The sequence below is a fragment of the Luteibacter sp. HAY1-4A genome, assembly GCF_056755355.1.
The window spans coordinates 60,146-76,869 of sequence record NZ_JBNDHZ010000017.1 but is presented as its reverse complement, the minus strand read 5'-3'; the positions used below and the strand labels follow the sequence as shown (position 1 = coordinate 76,869).

Sequence of the window (16,724 nt, the reverse complement as noted above, 5' to 3'; positions counted from 1 at the left end):
GGTGCGGTGGCGACGGGCCAGAACAGCGCGGCTTACGGTGCGGGTGCACAAGCGGACGGTCCGGGAAGCGTCGCGGTCGGCGGCAACGCCGTGGACGAAGACGGCAATCCGCTGATCACCAACGGTGGCGTGCCGGTGGATACGAGTGCGACCAGCGCGGGTGTCGGCGGCACGGCGGTAGGTGCGAGCGCGAACGCCAGCGGCTTCGCCGCGACGGCCACGGGCGTGGGCGCCTATGCATCCGGTGCGCAATCGGCGGCTGTGGGCGCGGTGGCCAATGCTCTCGGCGACCTGTCCACGGCGGTAGGTACGCAGTCGCTGGCCAACGGCGTGCAATCGACGGCGGCCGGCGCGGGTGCGGCGGCGTACAGCGACGGCTCGACCGCGCTAGGCACGGCATCGAGTGCGTCGGGTGTGGCCAGTGTGGCCGTAGGTGCCGGTGCGGAGACGGGCTTCGGTTTACTCGGTCTGGAAAGTGCGAATGCGGTGGCTCTGGGCGCGGGCAGCTGGGCGTTGGGCGACAACTCCACAGCCTTGGGCGCGGGTGCCCAGGCGCTGGCTGACAACGCGGTGGCACTTGGCGCGGGTTCCACCGCCGATCGTGCGAACACCGTGTCCGTGGGCGCTGCGGGCGCCGAGCGGCAGATCGCGAACGTGGCGGCCGGTACGGAAAAGACCGATGCGGTGAACAAGGGTCAGCTGGACACCCTGGCCGGCAGCGTCAGTTCGGCTGCCCATTACGTGGCTGCCACCGGTGCCAAGGATGGTTCGGACGATGCCTCGGCAACCGGCGAACTGGCCACGGCCACGGGAGCGGGCAGCAGTGCCACGGGTGATCTGTCGACGGCGTCGGGTGCCTTTGCCACGGCAGGCAACGAGTCGGCCACAGCCGTCGGTGCGTTCGCGACCGCCAGCGGCGCGGGATCTACCGCCATCGGCGACAGCGCGAGGGCCCTGGCGGCCAACTCGGTAGCCCTCGGCAGCGGTTCGCTGGCGACGCGGGCGAACACGGTGTCCGTAGGCAGTGCCGGCAACAACCGCCAGATCACGAACGTGGCGGCCGGCACGCAGACCACCGACGCGGTGAACCTGGGTCAGCTGAACACCGCGCTCTCCAGTGCCTTCTCGGGAACCTCGGGCACGGCGGGCAACGCCGTGGCCATGGCCTTGGGCGGCGGAGCGACGATGGGGGCGAACGGACTGGTCGGGCCGGTCTACCGGGTGCAGGGCAGCTCCTACGGATCGGTCGGCGATGCAGTGGGTGCGCTGGACGGCGCGCTGTCGTCGCTCGACACCCGCGTGGGCGCGCTCGAAACCCAGTCGGATGGCGGCCTGAAAGCCAGTTCCACCGTGCAGCGCACGGCGGCACCGTCGATCGCGGCCCGCACTGCGCCGACGCCCGCGGCCACCCCGGAGGTCGCCACGGCCACGGTGACCGCGGCAGCGGTGGCACCGGCACCGGTGGCGAACGGAACGCCCACCGCGGCGGCCGTCGTGCCGATTGCTCCCGCCGCCATCGACGGCGGCGGTGCGCCGATCACCAATGTCGCCGCGGGTACCGCGCCGACGGATGCCGCCAACGTGAGCCAGGTCGACCAGGCCGTCGCCACGGCGAAGACCTATGCCGACCAGGGTGATGCCACCACGTTGCAGAGCGCCAAGGCCTACACCGACCAGAAGTTCGGCGACATGGTCAGCGGCGGTGCCTTCGACGAGTACAAGCGCACGGTCGATCACCGCTTCAGTAACCTCAACGACCGCCTGAACAAGGTGGGTGCCATGGGCGCGGCCATGTCGCAGATGGCCTTCAGCACCCAGGGAGTGAACGGCGACAACCGGCTGGGCGTGGGTGTCGGCGGCTACAAGGGTCAGGGCGCCCTGTCGGTCGGCTACTCGCGCAGCATCACGCCGAATGCGACGGTGACCTTCGGCGCCGCGATCAGCGGTGGCGAGAGTTCCGGCGGCGTCGGTGTAGGCGTGGGCTGGTAATGAGCCCGGCGGCGCCCTACAGGGCGCCGCCAAGTCCTTGAAAGCCGGCGGCAACGCCGGCTTTTCCTTTTTGCGCCACGTCGCGCAACACGAGGCCCGCGGTCGCCGTCGACGCACGGTATGTGCTACCAATAGCGGCCCGCGCGGTCAGGAACGATCGCAGCGGAAAACGCATTCAACGGACCGTGTGGAGAAGGCATGTCTGCAATGACCGAGCACAGGGACATGCTCACCGGCGAACCCGGCGAGGCACAGGTCTGCGCGCACCTGGTCGCGCATGGCCGCCTGAAGGACACCGACCTCGCCCGGGCGCGGCGCCTGCACGACGAAACGCCAGAGGGAACCCTCACCGCCCTGATGGCACGGCTTGGCCTGGTGTCCGAACGCGACCTGGCCGACGCCTGGGCCGATCTCCTTGGCCTGGCGCTGCTGGCCGCCAAGGACGCACCGGAATTGCCCCCGGCCGACGTCGAACTGTCGGTGCGCTTCCTGAAGCAGTACCACGTGGTGCCGGTTCGCGAAGGCGACGACGGCCTGGCCCTGCTGGTGGCCGACCCGGCCGACCCCTACCCATTGCAGGCCGTGCGGCTGGCGACCGGGCGCGAGGTGCAGCTTCGCGTGGGCTTGCGCTCCGAAATCGACGACCTGATCGAAAGGTATTACGGCCAGGGCCGCTCGGCGATGGGCAGCATCGTGGAGAGCCTGGACGGCAACGCCGCGGTGGAAGACGACGTGGAGCACCTGCGCGACCTTGCCTCGGAAGCGCCGGTGATCCGCCTGGTGAACCTGATCCTGCAACGCGCGGTGGAACAGCGCGCTTCCGACGTGCACATCGAGCCGTTCGAGAACCGTCTCAAGGTCCGCTATCGCATCGACGGCGTGCTGCACGAAGTAGAGGCTCCGCCGTCCAGTTCCACGGCGGCCGTCATCTCGCGCGTGAAGATCATGGCGCGGCTCAACATTGCCGAACGCCGCCTGCCGCAGGACGGCCGCATCCAGTTGCGCGTGCAGGGCAAGGAGCTCGACCTCCGCGTGTCCACCGTGCCTACCAGCTTCGGCGAGTCGGTGGTGATGCGTATCCTCGACCGCGAGTCGATAGTCTTCGACTTCGAGTCGTTGGGCTTCACCGACAACTTCCGCGACCGCTTCGTCGAGGTGCTGGACCGGCCGCACGGCATCCTGCTGGTCACCGGCCCTACCGGCTCGGGCAAGACGACCACGCTGTACACGGCGCTCTCCCAGATCAACACGCCGGACGTGAAGATCATCACGGTCGAAGACCCGGTCGAATACCAGATCGAGGGCATCAACCAGATCCAGGTGAAGCCGCAGATCGGGCTGGACTTCGCGGGTGCCCTGCGCTCCATCGTCCGCCAGGATCCGGACGTAATCATGATCGGCGAAATGCGCGACCTGGAAACCTGCCGCATCGCCATCCAGTCGGCGCTCACGGGCCACCTGGTGCTTTCCACGTTGCACACCAACAGCGCGTCCGGTGGTATCACCCGTCTGCTCGACATGGGCGTGGAGGACTACCTCCTGGGATCGACGGTCAACGGCATCCTGGCGCAGCGCCTGGTTCGGCGCCTGGATCCGGAGACGGCGGTTCCGTACGAGGCGCTGCCGGAAGTGATCGAGCAGTTCGAACTGCACAAGTACACCGACGAACGCCCCATCCGCCTCTGGAAGCCCGGGTCGAGCGCCGCCAATCCCACCGGTTACCGCGGCCGTCGCGCGATCATGGAATTCCTGGTGATGAGCGATCCGTTGCGCCGCCTGGTGATGCAGCGCGCCGACGCCGGTGAGATCGAGCGCCAGGCTCGTGCCGAGGGCATGCGCACCATGTATGAAGACGGCCTGGCGAAAGCCGTGGCCGGTATCACCACGATCGAGGAAGTCCTGCGCGTCACGCAGGAATCGTAGGCCCGCGCATGAGCCAGTTCCGTTATCGAGCCATCAGCGCCGCCGGTGAAGTCCTCTCTGGAAGGATGGAAGCCGTATCGGTGGAGGATGTGGTCGCCCGGTTGCACGACCAGGGACACACGCCGCTGGAAGCCGCGCCCGCCGACGGTGAGTCGTCCGGTGCAGGCATCGCCGCGATGTTCCGCAAGGGGCCGTTCACCGGCGACCAGCTCGCGCAATTCACGCACCAGCTGGCGACCCTGCTCGGCGCCGGCCAGCCGCTCGATCGCGCGCTCGGCATCCTGCTCGACCTCCCCGAGGGCGAGCGTGCGAAGAACATGGTGGAGCGCATTCGCGACCGCGTGCGCGGAGGCACCACGTTGTCCACGGCGCTCGACGAGGAAAACGGCGTGTTCCCGCGCCTGTACGTGAGCCTGGTGCGCGCAGGCGAGGCCGGTGGTTCGCTGGACGAGACGCTGCGCCGCCTCGCCGATTACCTCGAGCGTGCGCAGGCCTTGCGCGGCAGCATCATCAACGCACTGATCTATCCGGCTTTCCTCATGGTCGGCGTGCTCGGCTCGCTGGTGCTCCTGCTCGCGTATGTGGTGCCGCAGTTCGTGCCCATCTTCGCCGACATGCAGGTGCCAATACCGCTCATCACCCAGGTGGTTCTCGCCATGGGTACCGCGATAAGCGACTGGTGGTGGGCGATCGTCGTGCTGCTCGCCGTGCTCGTGACGGTGCTTCGCGTGCGCCTGCGCGATCCGGACACGAAGCTCGCGTTCCATGGCCGCCTGCTCACCATGCGCGTCGCCGGTCCGTTGCTCTTGAAGGTGGAGACGGCACGCATCGCGCGCACCCTCGGCACGTTGTTGAAGAACGGCGTGCCCCTGCTTTCTTCCCTCGCCATCGCGCGACAGGTCACCGGTAACCGCGCGCTCGATCTCGCGCTGGAGCAGGCCGCCGATCGCGTGAAAGGCGGTGCCGGACTCGGCAGTGCGCTGGCCCAGACGGAACGCTTCCCGAGGCTCGCGCTGCAGATGATCCAGGTGGGCGAGGAAGCCGGCGCATTGGACACCATGCTGCTCAAAGTGGCGGATACGTTCGACGTCGAGGCCAAGCGGGCCATCGACCGCCTGCTCGCCGCACTGGTGCCTACGCTCACCATCGTCATGACTGTCCTCGTCGCTTTCATCATGGCGGCGATCCTGCTGCCGCTGCTCAGCCTCACCAGCAACATCAACTGATCGAATCCGTTCCAAGGAGCTTCCCCATGCGCGCCATCCGTCCCCTTCGCCATAGCCATGCCCGCGGTTTCACCTTGCTGGAAATGCTGGCCGTCATCGTGTTGATCGGCATCATCGGCGCCATCGTGGTCACCCAGGTCGGCAAGAACGTCGACAAGGGCAAGTACGGTGCCGGCAAGGCCCAGCTCACCACGCTGGGGCAGAAGATCGAGAACTATGCGCTCGACAACGGCACGCCGCCGCACGCCCTGGACGACCTGACCACCAAACCGGCCGATGCCGGGAACTGGCAGGGTCCGTACGCGAAGGAATCGGACCTCAAGGATCCCTGGGGCCATGCCTTCGGTTACCGTTATCCGGGTGAGCACGGCAGCTTCGACCTCGTGTTCTACGGCCAGGACGGCAAGGCCGGTGGCGAAGGCTACGCGGCCGACGTCGGCAACTGGCAGTAAGGACGTCGAGGCAGGAATTCACGGCCATGCGCGCTCGCGGGTTCACGTTGTTCGAGATGCTGGCCGTGATCCTGCTCATCGGGATCGCCGCGGCCGCCGTCTCGATCCCGGTCACCCAGGGACTCGCCAGCGCGCGCGTGAACGCGGCCAGCGGGGAACTTGCCGCCGCATTGCGCTGGACGCGCGCGCAATCCATCGTGCGGGGAAAAACCCTTGCACTGGAAGTGGACACGGCGGCGTCCACCTATAAGGCACCGGGCAAGTCCGACGTACGATTGCCCAAGGACATGCGCGTGTCGATCACCAGCGCACGCGAAGACCAGGCCAACGCGACGACCGGCCGTATCCGCTTCTTTCCCGACGGCAGTTCCACGGGTGGCCGCATCACGCTCAAGCGCGGGCAGCGCGAGTGGCACGTAAATGTGGCATGGCTCACGGGTGCGGTCAGCGTGGTGGATACGAAATGAACACCCCGCGTCGGCAGCAAGGTTTCAGCCTGCTCGAAGTGATCGCCGCCATCGCCGTGCTTGCGATCGCGTTCGCGGCACTGATGCAGGTCGCCGGCAGTTCGCTCAGCCTCACCGCGCGGGCGAACGAGCGCACGCAGGCGGCATTGCGCGCACGCTCGTTGCTCGACGGCGCGTTCGTGATGGAACCGGTGCGGGAAGGCGCCACCGAAGGCCGTTTCGACGATACCTACCGCTGGCGCATGAACGTCAGCCGTTACCAGCCGCCGGGCGATGTGCCCGCGGTGGATGCGCAGGGCGGTGACGATGCCACCGGTGGCGGCATGTATCGGCTGGACCTCGACGTGGTCTGGGGAAGGGATGGTGAAGAGCGTCATGCCCGCTTCTCCACCCTGCGCCTGGCCGGCTCGGGCGGAGGGAACGCGCCGTGAGGCACGCACGCGGTTTCAGCCTGATGGAAGTGCTGGCGGCACTCGCGCTTCTCACGATCGTGCTGCTTGGCGTGTACTCGGGCATCAGCACGGCCACCCGCATCGTGCGCAGCGGAGACACCGCCATCCAGCGCATGGACGAGATACGTTCGGCGCAGAACTTTCTCCGCGCGGAACTCGCCCAGGCGCTTGTCGTGCCGTTCGACCAGACCGACGACGGCGATCCCATCGTCTTTTCCGGCGACGACCACACACTGCGCTTCGTGGCGCCCCTGCCGGGATATCTGTCGCGGCTCGGGCCGCAACTCCAGACGGTCTCCCTTGTCGACGACGGCAGCTCGGGATATCGCCTCGAAGTGCGCCTCGCACTGCTTCCGCCGGACGGCAGCGACCCGCAACCTCTCGGCGAACCCGAGGTGCTGCTGCGCGGCATCCAGAAGGGAACGTTCAACTATCGCGGCATGGACGAGCAGAACCGGCCGGGCGACTGGTCCGAGGCATGGTCCGATGGACGGCGCACGCCCTCGCTGGTGCGCATCGAGCTTCAGGTGGACGGCAATGTCGCCTTCCCGATGCTGGTGGCGCCGGTGCGCATCGATCCGTCGGCGTCGCGCAACGGTTTCAACGCGGGGCGCCTGCCGCGCGGGCCGGTGACCCGATGAGCCCCGTGCGAAATCGGGGCGTAGCGCTCCTCATCGTGTTGTGGGGCTGCACCCTGCTGGCGATCATGTTGGGCGGCTTCGCCGCGCTCGCCCGCACGGAAGGCCTGCAGGCAAGGTACCAGTACGCGCAGACGCGGGCGCACTACGCCGCCGAGGCCGGCGTGATGCGAGCCGTCGAAGGCCTGCAGAGCCGCGACTTCCGCTCGCGCTGGATCGCCGACGGCCGCATCTACGAGTTCGAATTCGACGACGCGAAAGTATCGATCTCCATCGTGGACGAGGACGGCAAGGTGGACCTCAACGCCGCTTCGGGCGATGTACTGGACGGTCTCTTCAAGGCGGCGGGCGTGGCGGACGACAAGGCCCACCGCCTTTCCGCCGCTGTGCAGGACTGGCGGCGGCCGGGCGATGCCGCATCTCCCAACGGCGCGAAGAAGCCGCAGTACGATGCGGCCGGGCTCGGGTACGGGCCGCGCAACGGGCCATTCGCCACGGTCGAGGAAGCACGCATGGTGCTCGGCATGGATGCGACCACCTGGACGGCGGTGGCGCCGGCACTCACCATCTGGTCCGGCCGCGAACGCCCCAATGCCGAACACGCACAACCCCTGGCGCTGGCGGCGATCCCGGGTCTGGGCCGCGCGGGAGCGGACGCGATCCTGGCCAAGCGCGGGCAGGCCGACGGGGCAACGCTTGCGGGCGGTAACGGCGTCACACACACGATACGCGCGGAAGCGATCCTTGACGACGGAACCAGGAGTTCCCTTACATCGACCATCCGATTGCGTGGGATAAGATCGGGTAACCAGCCCTACGCCGTATTGCGTTGGCGCGAAGGAGACGTTGAATGACCACCCTGCAGGACGCCTCGCAATTACAGCTCGACCGCCTGCGCCGTGCTTGGCGCGGCAGCGCGCTGCCCGGCTTCCTGCGCTGGTGGGGCGGCGAGCTGGCGCCGCTGGTGCCGGCTCGCTGGCGGGCGGCGTTCGCGGGCGGCCAGCGCTGGTACGCCATCGAGCGCGTCTCCGATGGCTGGCGCCTGCGCCGCGCCGGTGAGAGCGCCGGCCTCGTGGATATCGCCGACGCCGATCCGGCGGAACATCGGGCGGGCCTGTTGTCGCACGCCTTGGCGGATTCCGACCCGACCGATCGCCGCATCGCACTCGTGTTGCCGGCGTCGCAGGTGTTGCGCCGCCGCCTGGTATTGCCGCTCGCGGCGCGCGACAACCTGCGCCAGGTCGTCGGCTTCGACCTCGACCGGCAGACACCGTTCCGCGCGGAAGACATCCACTACGGTGTTCGCGAGTGGCAGGAGACGGCCGCCGAGGGCCGCTTCGTCGCCGAACTGGCTGCCACGCCGCGCTCTACCCTCGATCCCCTCCTCGACGAACTCGCCGCACTGGGCATTCAACCCGATCGCGTCGATGTCGGCCTGGGCGACGCACTGGCGGGAGTCGACCTCCTGCCGCCGGCGCGCGCGCCGCGTCGTGTCGACCGTCGCCGCCGTCTCAATGCGGCGCTCGCCGCGGCGAGCGTCCTGCTCGTCTTCGCCGCCATGGCCGCCTGGCTGCACAATCGCAACGTGGCGCTGGAGACCATGACCGCCACGGTGGACTCGATGCGCGCCGACGCGCAGCGGGTATCGGCACTGCGCCAGCGCCTGACCGACAGCGCCGGCGCGTCGGGATTCCTCGCCCGCAAGAAGATGGAGACTCCGTCCATTCTCCCCGTGCTGGAGGAACTCACCCATCGACTCCCCGACGATACCTGGCTCGAGCGCTTCACCGTCAATGCCACGGGCCAGCTGGGCTTCCAGGGGCAGAGCCCACAGGCGGCGCGCCTCATCGACGCTTTGAAGGGCGCACGCACCATCGGTGAGCCGAGCTTTCAGGGCACCATCCAGTCCGATCCCACGTCCGGCAAGGAGCGCTTCTACATGCAGGCGAAAGCAGTGATGCCGAAGCAGGAGGTCGCCAGTGCGCATGAAGCCCGCTGAATCCCGCATCGCCGCCTTGCTTCTGCTGCTCGTCGTGTTCGTCGCCGGGTACTTCGTGCTCGTGCACTGGTGGTTCGTGGCGCCCCAGCTCGCCATCGCCGAACAGATGGACGACCTGCGCGACACGCAGCGCCGGTTCGCCGCCGCCATTGCGGAACGGCCGCAGCTGGAGAAGCGCCTGGCCGCGCTGGAACAGGGCCAGACGCGCAGCGACGCCTTCCTGCCCGGCGACGACGCCAACGCCGCCGCGGCCGGGCTCATGCAGCGCATCGTCGACGTCGCCGCGGCGCATCGCGAGGACGGCGCCTGCGACGTAGTGCAGAAGATGCCCGTGCCCAGCCAGGAAAAGGCGGGCGATCCCTACCGCAAGGTCACCGTGAACATCAGCCTGCGCTGCCAGATGCAGCCAATGGCGGCCGTGCTGCACGACATCGAGGAAGAAACGCCCTATCTCTTCATCGAGGACTTCAGCATCTATCGCAATCCCGTGGCCGCCCGCTCGGGTGCGGCCGCGCCCATGGAAGTCCAGTTCACCGTGTCGGGTTACATCCATGCGGCACGCGCGGCGAAGGTGGCGTCGTGAACGCCGCCGGCCAGCGCCGCCTCACTCCTTTGCTCGCGGTCGCGGCCGCCGTGCTCGCCGCGCTCGTCGCGTCCTTTCTCCTGGGCGTGGGGCAGGGCGTGCGCTGGGACGTACCCGGCAAGCCCGAGCCGCTGCCCGCCGCCCGTCCCGTCGCCATGCCCGCGCCCACCGCGCTCGCGCGTTTCGCGGAGGTCTGGCAACGTCCCCTCTTCATGGCCGACCGCAAACCGGCAGCCGTCGCGGACGCGAGCGGCGACACGGGTAACATCGGCGACCTCGAGCTCACGGGCATCATCGTCACGCCGGGTCTCCACATGGCCCTGCTCCGCGACCGCAGCAAGGACAGCACGGTGCGCGTCAAGGAAGGCAGCGCACTGGGCGACGGCCACTGGACACTGGCCTCGCTCACGCCACGCAGCGCCATCTTCGAAAGCGGGGGCGAGCGCCGCGAGCTCACGCTCAAGGTGGCCGCCCCCGACCCGTTGACCACCGGTCCGCAACGACCGGGCGTGCCGCCGATGCCAGGGCAACCGCCGGTACCCCCGCGCCCGCAACCCGCTGGCGATGGTGTGCACGTCGAACGGCAGGCGTCGTCCGGCATCACTGGACCGTCGCTGCCCAAACCGGCGCCGGCATCGACGGCACGATCGCCGCAGCCGCGGCAGGACGACGACGCACTGCAACGGGCCCGCATCGAAGCCTTGAAGCAGGCGGTGCAGCGGCGCCGCATGGAACAGCAGCAGCGACAACAACAGGCCACGGATCTGAAGTAGCGGGCACGAACGCCCTCACGGAAGGAGGAACACATCATGAAACGCGGACAGATCGGCATCGCCGTGCTAACGGCCATGCTGACGGTGGCTTGCACCCCAAAGAACCTGCGGCCCGGCGACGACCTCGAACGCGAAGCGTTGCGGGGGCTCGATCGACCGGTGCCCGCCGCGTTGCCCCTGCCGGGACGCGACGCCGATGGGGCAGCGGATGCCGCGGCGACCGCAAGCGCGGTGAACGACAGGAGTGACGTCAGCCGCGGCAGCGGGCGTTTCATCCGTCCGGCTGCCGCCGAAACTCCCAGGTCGGAGGCGAAAGGCGCGGGCACCGTCACGCTCAACTTCGAGAACCAACCGATCGAGGCCGTGGTGAAAGCCATCCTTGGCGACCTCCTCGATGCGAATTACTCGATCGCTCCAGGCGTGCAGGGCTCCATCTCCTTTTCCACCGCGAAGCCGGTACGCCAGGATGAAGCGTTGCCGATCCTGGAAACCCTGCTCTCGTGGACAGGCAACGCACTCGTGCGCAATCAGGGACGCTACAGCGTGCTGCCCGCCAATCGGGCAGTGCCCGGACACATCGCACCGCGACTCAAGGCCGCCAAGCCAGCGGCAGGCCTGCAGGCACGGCTATTTCCGCTCCGGCACGTGGCTGCGCCGGCAATGGCGAAACTGCTCGAGCCCTTCGTCTCGTCGGGCGCGGTGTTGTTGGCCGATCCCGCGCGAAACGTACTGGTGGTGGCGGGAACGCGCGACGAACTCGCCAACTACCAGGAAACCATCGACACCTTCGACGTCGACTGGATCTCGGGCATGTCGGTCGGTGTCTTCAGCCTTGAGCATGCCTCGGTGGAGGAACTGCTGCCCGCGCTCGAGTCCGTGTTCGGCGAAAAGAGCGGCACGCCCATCGGTGGCTTGTTCCGCTTCATTCCCATCGCCAGGACGAATGCGCTCGTGGTCATCGCCACCCGACCGGACCACATCGACCAGGTTGGCGACTGGGTGGCCCGCATCGACCGCGGTGGCGGCAACGAACCGCGCCTGTTCGTCTACGAGGTGCGCAACCTGCTCGCATCGGACGTGGCGAAATATGTCGGCAACGTGTTCGGCGGCTCCGTGTCGGGGGACACGTCGCCACGTGTGGCCCCGGGCCTTGCCGCGGGCACGCTGGGTGCCGATCAGGGCTTTGGTACCGATAGCCCGGACGAGTCCGGCGGTGATTCGCCGTTGGGGCTCGGCGAGTCGTCGTCGTTCTTCCAGCCACCGCCGTCCTCTGCAGCCAAGGGACGGGGAAGCGATGCCCACACGGGCATCAGCATTACCGCGGTGGATTCGAACAACCAGCTGATGGTCCGCGCCCGGCCTTCACAATGGTCCGAGATCCGCCAGGCCATCGAGCGGCTCGACGCCGTGCCCCTGCAGGTGCAGATCGAGACCCGCATCCTCGAGGTTTCGCTGCGCGACGAGTTCCGCTTCGGCGTGCAGTGGTACCTGGAGGGCCTTGCGGGTGGCAACGGCGGGGTGGCGCAGCCGGGCAATAAGCAACAGTGGTCGCTGGGGGCCGCGCCAGCCATCCTCGAGCGGCCGGACACGTTCTTTTACTCGTTCGTGAACAACGAACTGCAAGTGGCCCTTCGCGCCATGGAGCGCGATTCGAACACCAAGATCCTGTCTGCACCCTCGCTCGTCGTCGTCAACAACCGCAAGGCGCGTATCCAGGTCGGCGACCAGATTCCGGTGACACAGACCTATGTGAATACGGGGCTCGGCGGCAGCAACCAGGTAGGACAGGTGGAGTACAAGGACACCGGCGTCATCCTGGACGTCCGCCCGCGGGTCAATCCGGGCGGCCTGGTCTACCTGGACGTGGCCCAGGAGGTAAGCAGGCCCGACACGGCGCCGGCCGGGCAGAACGTACCGATCGCGAAGCGCAAGCTGACCACGCAGGTGGCCGTGCAGAGCGGACAGACGGTGCTGCTGGGCGGATTGATCCGCGATCTCCGCACGAAAGGGCAGAACGGCGTGCCCGGACTCGCGCGTATTCCACTCCTGGGCGCGCTGTTCCGCGATCGCTCGAACTCGCGTGTCCGTACCGAGTTGCTTGTGCTCATCACGCCCCGGGTGATTTCGAACGGTGCGGATGCGAAGCGCGTGTCCGACGACTATCGCAAGGCCTTCCGCTCGCTCCAGCCATTCGAGACGGCGGCAGGCGCTCCATCGGAGCCACCCGCACCGTCCGCAGTGGAGGGATGACCCCCAGGGCCTATCCGGCTTGCGTACCATAGCGGGGCATGGATCCAGTCTTTCCCATTACCCCGCTGCTTCCCGAGATCGTCGCCTCCCTCGGCGCCTGTCCACGCCTTGTACTCGAGGCGCCTCCCGGCGCCGGCAAGACCACGCAGGTACCCATGGCGCTGTTGCATGCACCGTGGCTCGGCGGCGGCCGCATTGTGATGCTCGAGCCGCGGCGCATCGCGGCGCGCGCTGCGGCTGCCTTCATGGCTCGCCAGCTTGGCGAAGAGGTAGGTGACACCGTCGGCTATCGCATCCGCTTCGAATCGCGGGTGGGCCCGAGCACGCGGATCGAAGTGGTCACCGAGGGCATCCTGGGCCGCATGATCCAGGACGATCCGGCGCTCGAGGGCGTGGGAGCGGTGCTGTTCGACGAATTCCACGAGCGGCACCTCGCCGGGGATCTCGGTGCGGCGCTGGCGCTGGACGTCCAGGCGAGCCTGCGTCCGGATCTTCGCCTGCTGGTGATGTCGGCCACTCTCGACGGTGAGCGCATCGCGCGTTGGCTCGACGCGCCGCGGCTCTCGAGCCCGGGCCGCAGCTACACCGTGCGCGTGGACTATCCACCGGCGCGCGCGCAGGAGTCTGTGGAGCAGCACCTGGTGCGTGCCGTGCACCAGGCCTTGCGCGACATCGACGGCGACGTGCTCGCCTTCCTGCCCGGGCGCCGCGAGATCGAGCGCGCCCGCGGCATGCTCGAGCGCGCCGATGAACACGTCGAGGTGGTTCCGCTGCATGGCGAACTTTCCCTGGCGGAGCAGCAGTTCGCGCTGACTCCCGCCGAGCCCGGCACGCGCCGTGTGGTCCTCGCGACCAACGTGGCCGAATCCAGCGTCACCTTGCCGGGCATTCGCGCGGTCGTCGACACGGGCCTCGCACGCGAGCCGCGCTTCGATCCCTCATCGGGTTTCGCGAGGCTGGAAACGGTGGCCATATCGCAGGCTTCCGCCGACCAGCGCGCCGGGCGCGCGGGCCGTGTCGCCGAAGGCATCGCCTATCGGCTCTGGCCGCAGAGTCGGCGGCTCGAAGCGTCGCGCAGCGCCGAGATCGAGCATACGGAGCTCTCGGGTCTCGCCCTGGAACTGGCCGGGTGGGGCAGCGAGGACTTGCCCTGGCTGGACCGGCCGCCCACAGGTGCGATGGGCCAGGCACGCGACCTGCTGCGCAGACTCGGTGCCATCGACGCCGCGTTCGCCATCACCGCACTCGGACGCGAGATGCTTGCGCTCGGCGCGACACCTCGTCTCGGTGCCGCGGCCTTGCGGGCCCCGGCCACGCACCGCGCACTTGTCGCGGACCTCCTTGCGCTCGTCGAAGCGCGCTCGCCGCTGCGCGGCGAACAAGGACGCACGGACGACTTTCGCCAACGCGTCGCCGCGCTGCACCTGTGGCGCGACGGCGGCGCGCGCGCCGCACGAGCTGGCTCGGCGGATGTCGGTGCGCTGGCGGCGATAGAAAAGGCCGCGTCGGGCTGGCGCCGCCGACTTGGCGTACGTACCGGCGCCAGCGGCGTGCCGCACAGCCACGCCGTGGGCGACCTGCTCGTGCACGCGTTTCCCGATCGCGTGGCGCGTCGCGACGATGCGCAGTCCACCCGTTACCAGCTTGCCAACGGCCGCGGTGCGCGCCTGCACGAGGCAAGCGCGCTGCATGGCGAGCCATGGCTCGTCGTCATCGACCTCCGCTTGGACACGCGCGACAGCCTCATCATCGCGGCGGCGCCGTTCGATCCCGACGTGCTCGAACGCGACCATGCGGAGCGCTTCGTAACCGAACGCGTGGTCCGTTGGGACGAGCAGCGGCAGATTGCCGAAGGTTTCGAGGAGCGTCGTTTCGATGCCCTGGTGATGACGCGTCGCCCCGTGCCGCTGACCGACGAGGACGCCGTGCCGGCACTGCTCGCCGCCGTCCGCGCTCGGGGCCTGCGCGCGTTGCCATGGAGCGAGCAGGCCTCGCGCCTGCGCTCGCGCATCGGCGCTTTGCGTGCATGGCGGCCCGAGTTGGGGCTTCCCGACGTGAGTGACGACGCGCTGCTGCGCGATCTCGACGCGTGGCTGTCGCCGCATCTTTCCGGGAAACGCAGGCTCGAGGCTCTGCACGCCGCCGACCTGTCGCAGGCCCTGACGTCCATGCTCGATTACGACCAGCGCCGTGCATTGGATGCGCATGCGCCGGAAGAACTGAAAGTACCCAGTGGCATGACCCGGCGGCTGGAGTACGGCGCGCGCGACGACGATCCGGGTGCGCCTCCGGTGCTCGCGGTAAAACTGCAGGAACTGTTCGGCCTGGCGGATACGCCTCGCGTGGGCGATGACCGCGTTGCCGTGATGCTGCACCTGCTGTCGCCCGCGGGCCGGCCTATCCAAGTGACCCAGGACCTGGCGGGCTTCTGGGACCGGACGTATCCCGAGGTGAAGAAGGAACTGAAAGGCCGCTACCCGAAACACCCCTGGCCCGACGACCCGTGGACCGCCACGGCGACACATCGCGCCAAACCGCGGGGGACGTGAATCCCCGCGGTGCGCACGGGCTCCCTTCAGCCCAGGGGGCGGACGCGGAAATTGCGGCCCTTGATCTTGCCGGCGCGCAAGCGTTCAAGCGCCTTGTTCGCGAGGTCGCGACGTATCGCCACGTAGGCACGCGTGGCATAGACGTCGATCTTGCCGATGTCCTTGCCGTCGAGTCCGGCGTCGCCCGTCAGTGCGCCAAGGATGTCGCCCGGGCGCATCTTGTCCTTGCGGCCGCCGTCGATCACGAGTGTCTTCATCGGCGCCAGGTTCAACACCTTTCGCCCATCCGCCACCGGTTTGACCGGATAGCGTGCGAGCGGCGCGCCCAGCCGCTCCTCGATCGCACGCAGCTTGTTGAGCTCGCGGGAACCGGCCAGCACGATGGCCACGCCGGTGGCGCCCGCGCGGCCGGTGCGGCCGACGCGATGCGTATGGGTGTCGGGATCGTGCGCCACGTCGTAGCTGACCACCATGGGAAGGTGGGCGATGTCGAGGCCGCGCGCCGCCACGTCCGTGGCCACGAGGATGGTGCAACTGCGATTGGCGAAGCGCACCAGCACTTCGTCGCGGTCTCGCTGTTCCAGGTCGCCGTGCAGGGCGAGCGCGGAGAATCCGCGCCTGTCCAGTTCGGCGGCCACGCTTTCCGTGTCCTTGCGCATGTTGCAGAAGACCAGCACCGCTTCAGGCTTCGCCTGGGTCAGGATGCGTGACAGTACGTCGAGCTTCACCGGCGGTTCCGCCTCCGCGACGCGCTGCTCGATGCTGGTTTCGTCGTGCGTCTCATCCACGGAGACTTCGACGGGATCGTGCTGCATGCGCGCACTGACGGCGCGGATGGCATCGGGATACGTGGCCGAGAAGAGCAATGTCTGGTGATGCTTGGCGATGCGCTTGACGATATCGTCCATGGCTTCCTCGAAGCCCATGTCGAGCATGCGATCTGCCTCGTCGAGCACGAACACCTTGATGCCGCCGCCGTGCAGGCTGCCGCGCTTGAGATGCTCCTGCACGCGGCCCGGCGTGCCGACCACGATATGCGGATCGTGCTCGAGCGACGCGAGCTGCGGGCCGAGCGGCATGCCGCCGCACAGCGTGAGCAGCTTCACGTTCGGGATGTTCACGGCCAGACGGCGGATGGCCTTGGCCACCTGATCGGCGAGTTCGCGGGTGGGGCACAGGACGAGCGCCTGCAGGCGAATCGACTCGACGTCGATCTTCTGCAGCAGGCCGAGAGCGAAAGCGGCGGTCTTTCCGCTTCCGGTGCGGGCTTGCGCGATGACGTCCCGGCCAGCCAGGATGGGCGGCAGGCTCGCCTGCTGGATAGGGGTCATTGTCTCGTAGCCGAGGGAGTCCACGGCGGTGACGAGGGCGGGCAAGAGGCCGATCTGGCTGAAGGAGGTCATGCCGTCATGATCGCATGCGC

At 68.4% G+C, this 16,724-nt stretch carries 15 protein-coding genes and 1 pseudogene; 14 read left to right on the top strand and 2 right to left on the bottom strand.

Features of this window, described 5'->3' with window-relative positions; all coding sequences use genetic code 11:
- Window positions 1–1,173, top strand: a pseudogene (locus ACPYOD_RS07895) (YadA family autotransporter adhesin); the annotation flags it as partial.
- Window positions 1,162–1,989 (top strand): YadA-like family protein, encoded by an 828-nt coding sequence (locus tag ACPYOD_RS07890; RefSeq protein ID WP_481301190.1) that lies wholly within the window; start codon window positions 1,162–1,164, stop codon window positions 1,987–1,989. The pseudogene ACPYOD_RS07895 and the gene ACPYOD_RS07890, both read left to right, overlap by 12 nt.
- 16 nt (window positions 1,990–2,005) lie before the next feature.
- Here the strand turns inward: ACPYOD_RS07890 and ACPYOD_RS07885 are convergent, their stop codons facing one another.
- A complete protein-coding gene (locus ACPYOD_RS07885; protein WP_481301186.1) occupies window positions 2,006–2,164 on the bottom strand; it encodes a hypothetical protein in 159 nt (52 codons plus the stop codon).
- A gap of 32 nt (window positions 2,165–2,196) precedes the next feature.
- Between ACPYOD_RS07885 and gspE the strand changes: the two genes are divergently transcribed.
- From gspE to hrpB, 12 genes are read left to right on the top strand one after another with little or no spacing between them, the layout of a single operon-like run.
- Window positions 2,197–3,912: a type II secretion system ATPase GspE gene (gspE, locus tag ACPYOD_RS07880; RefSeq protein WP_481301189.1), complete on the top strand. Its 1,716-nt coding sequence runs from the start codon at window positions 2,197–2,199 to the stop codon at window positions 3,910–3,912.
- An 8-nt stretch (window positions 3,913–3,920) separates the two neighbouring features.
- The gene (gspF, locus tag ACPYOD_RS07875) at window positions 3,921–5,138 is read left to right on the top strand and encodes a type II secretion system inner membrane protein GspF (protein ID WP_481301185.1); all 1,218 of its coding nucleotides are present in this window, start codon (window positions 3,921–3,923) and stop codon (window positions 5,136–5,138) included.
- Between the two features lie 26 nt (window positions 5,139–5,164).
- Window positions 5,165–5,590, top strand: coding sequence for a type II secretion system major pseudopilin GspG (gspG, locus tag ACPYOD_RS07870; RefSeq protein WP_481301184.1), 426 nt, complete (start codon window positions 5,165–5,167; stop codon window positions 5,588–5,590).
- A gap of 26 nt (window positions 5,591–5,616) precedes the next feature.
- A complete protein-coding gene (locus ACPYOD_RS07865; RefSeq protein WP_481301183.1) occupies window positions 5,617–6,057 on the top strand; it encodes a GspH/FimT family pseudopilin in 441 nt (146 codons plus the stop codon).
- A complete protein-coding gene (locus ACPYOD_RS07860; protein WP_481301182.1) occupies window positions 6,054–6,488 on the top strand; it encodes a prepilin-type N-terminal cleavage/methylation domain-containing protein in 435 nt (144 codons plus the stop codon). The genes ACPYOD_RS07865 and ACPYOD_RS07860 overlap by 4 nt, the downstream gene beginning before the upstream one ends.
- Window positions 6,485–7,150, top strand: coding sequence for a prepilin-type N-terminal cleavage/methylation domain-containing protein (locus ACPYOD_RS07855; RefSeq protein WP_481301181.1), 666 nt, complete (start codon window positions 6,485–6,487; stop codon window positions 7,148–7,150). The genes ACPYOD_RS07860 and ACPYOD_RS07855 overlap by 4 nt, the downstream gene beginning before the upstream one ends.
- Window positions 7,147–8,001: a type II secretion system minor pseudopilin gene (locus ACPYOD_RS07850; RefSeq protein ID WP_481301180.1), complete on the top strand. Its 855-nt coding sequence runs from the start codon at window positions 7,147–7,149 to the stop codon at window positions 7,999–8,001. The genes ACPYOD_RS07855 and ACPYOD_RS07850 overlap by 4 nt, the downstream gene beginning before the upstream one ends.
- The gene (locus ACPYOD_RS07845; RefSeq protein WP_481301179.1) at window positions 7,998–9,146 is read left to right on the top strand and encodes a PilN domain-containing protein; all 1,149 of its coding nucleotides are present in this window, start codon (window positions 7,998–8,000) and stop codon (window positions 9,144–9,146) included. Before ACPYOD_RS07850 ends, ACPYOD_RS07845 begins: the two co-directional genes overlap by 4 nt.
- Window positions 9,133–9,729, top strand: coding sequence for a type II secretion system protein GspM (gspM, locus tag ACPYOD_RS07840; RefSeq protein ID WP_481301178.1), 597 nt, complete (start codon window positions 9,133–9,135; stop codon window positions 9,727–9,729). The genes ACPYOD_RS07845 and gspM overlap by 14 nt, the downstream gene beginning before the upstream one ends.
- On the top strand, window positions 9,726–10,502 hold the full coding sequence (locus tag ACPYOD_RS07835; protein WP_481301177.1) for a hypothetical protein: 777 nt from the start codon (window positions 9,726–9,728) through the stop codon (window positions 10,500–10,502). The genes gspM and ACPYOD_RS07835 overlap by 4 nt, the downstream gene beginning before the upstream one ends.
- 36 nt (window positions 10,503–10,538) lie before the next feature.
- Complete coding sequence (gspD, locus tag ACPYOD_RS07830) at window positions 10,539–12,752, top strand: type II secretion system secretin GspD (protein WP_481301176.1); 2,214 nt, start codon at window positions 10,539–10,541, stop codon at window positions 12,750–12,752.
- 38 nt (window positions 12,753–12,790) lie between these two features.
- Window positions 12,791–15,301, top strand: coding sequence for an ATP-dependent helicase HrpB (hrpB, locus tag ACPYOD_RS07825; RefSeq protein ID WP_481301175.1), 2,511 nt, complete (start codon window positions 12,791–12,793; stop codon window positions 15,299–15,301).
- Window positions 15,302–15,327: 26 nt separating this feature from the next.
- Here the strand turns inward: hrpB and dbpA are convergent, their stop codons facing one another.
- A complete protein-coding gene (gene dbpA, locus ACPYOD_RS07820; protein ID WP_481301174.1) occupies window positions 15,328–16,704 on the bottom strand; it encodes an ATP-dependent RNA helicase DbpA in 1,377 nt (458 codons plus the stop codon).
- Between the last annotated feature and the right edge of the window lie 20 nt (window positions 16,705–16,724).

What these genes read in the sequence shown, in the direction of transcription:
- dbpA (WP_481301174.1), bottom strand. Translation starts at nt 16,704, where the DNA reads ATGACCTCCTTCAGCCAGATCGGCCTCTTGCCCGCCCTCGTCACCGCC.
- ACPYOD_RS07890 (WP_481301190.1), top strand. Translation starts at nt 1,162, where the DNA reads ATGGCCTTGGGCGGCGGAGCGACGATGGGGGCGAACGGACTGGTCGGG.
- gspM (WP_481301178.1), top strand. Translation starts at nt 9,133, where the DNA reads ATGAAGCCCGCTGAATCCCGCATCGCCGCCTTGCTTCTGCTGCTCGTC.
- ACPYOD_RS07885 (WP_481301186.1), bottom strand. Translation starts at nt 2,164, where the DNA reads ATGCGTTTTCCGCTGCGATCGTTCCTGACCGCGCGGGCCGCTATTGGT.
- ACPYOD_RS07845 (WP_481301179.1), top strand. Translation starts at nt 7,998, where the DNA reads ATGACCACCCTGCAGGACGCCTCGCAATTACAGCTCGACCGCCTGCGC.
- gspE (WP_481301189.1), top strand. Translation starts at nt 2,197, where the DNA reads ATGACCGAGCACAGGGACATGCTCACCGGCGAACCCGGCGAGGCACAG.
- ACPYOD_RS07860 (WP_481301182.1), top strand. Translation starts at nt 6,054, where the DNA reads ATGAACACCCCGCGTCGGCAGCAAGGTTTCAGCCTGCTCGAAGTGATC.
- gspD (WP_481301176.1), top strand. Translation starts at nt 10,539, where the DNA reads ATGAAACGCGGACAGATCGGCATCGCCGTGCTAACGGCCATGCTGACG.
- ACPYOD_RS07865 (WP_481301183.1), top strand. Translation starts at nt 5,617, where the DNA reads ATGCGCGCTCGCGGGTTCACGTTGTTCGAGATGCTGGCCGTGATCCTG.
- gspG (WP_481301184.1), top strand. Translation starts at nt 5,165, where the DNA reads ATGCGCGCCATCCGTCCCCTTCGCCATAGCCATGCCCGCGGTTTCACC.
- gspF (WP_481301185.1), top strand. Translation starts at nt 3,921, where the DNA reads ATGAGCCAGTTCCGTTATCGAGCCATCAGCGCCGCCGGTGAAGTCCTC.
- hrpB (WP_481301175.1), top strand. Translation starts at nt 12,791, where the DNA reads ATGGATCCAGTCTTTCCCATTACCCCGCTGCTTCCCGAGATCGTCGCC.
- ACPYOD_RS07850 (WP_481301180.1), top strand. Translation starts at nt 7,147, where the DNA reads ATGAGCCCCGTGCGAAATCGGGGCGTAGCGCTCCTCATCGTGTTGTGG.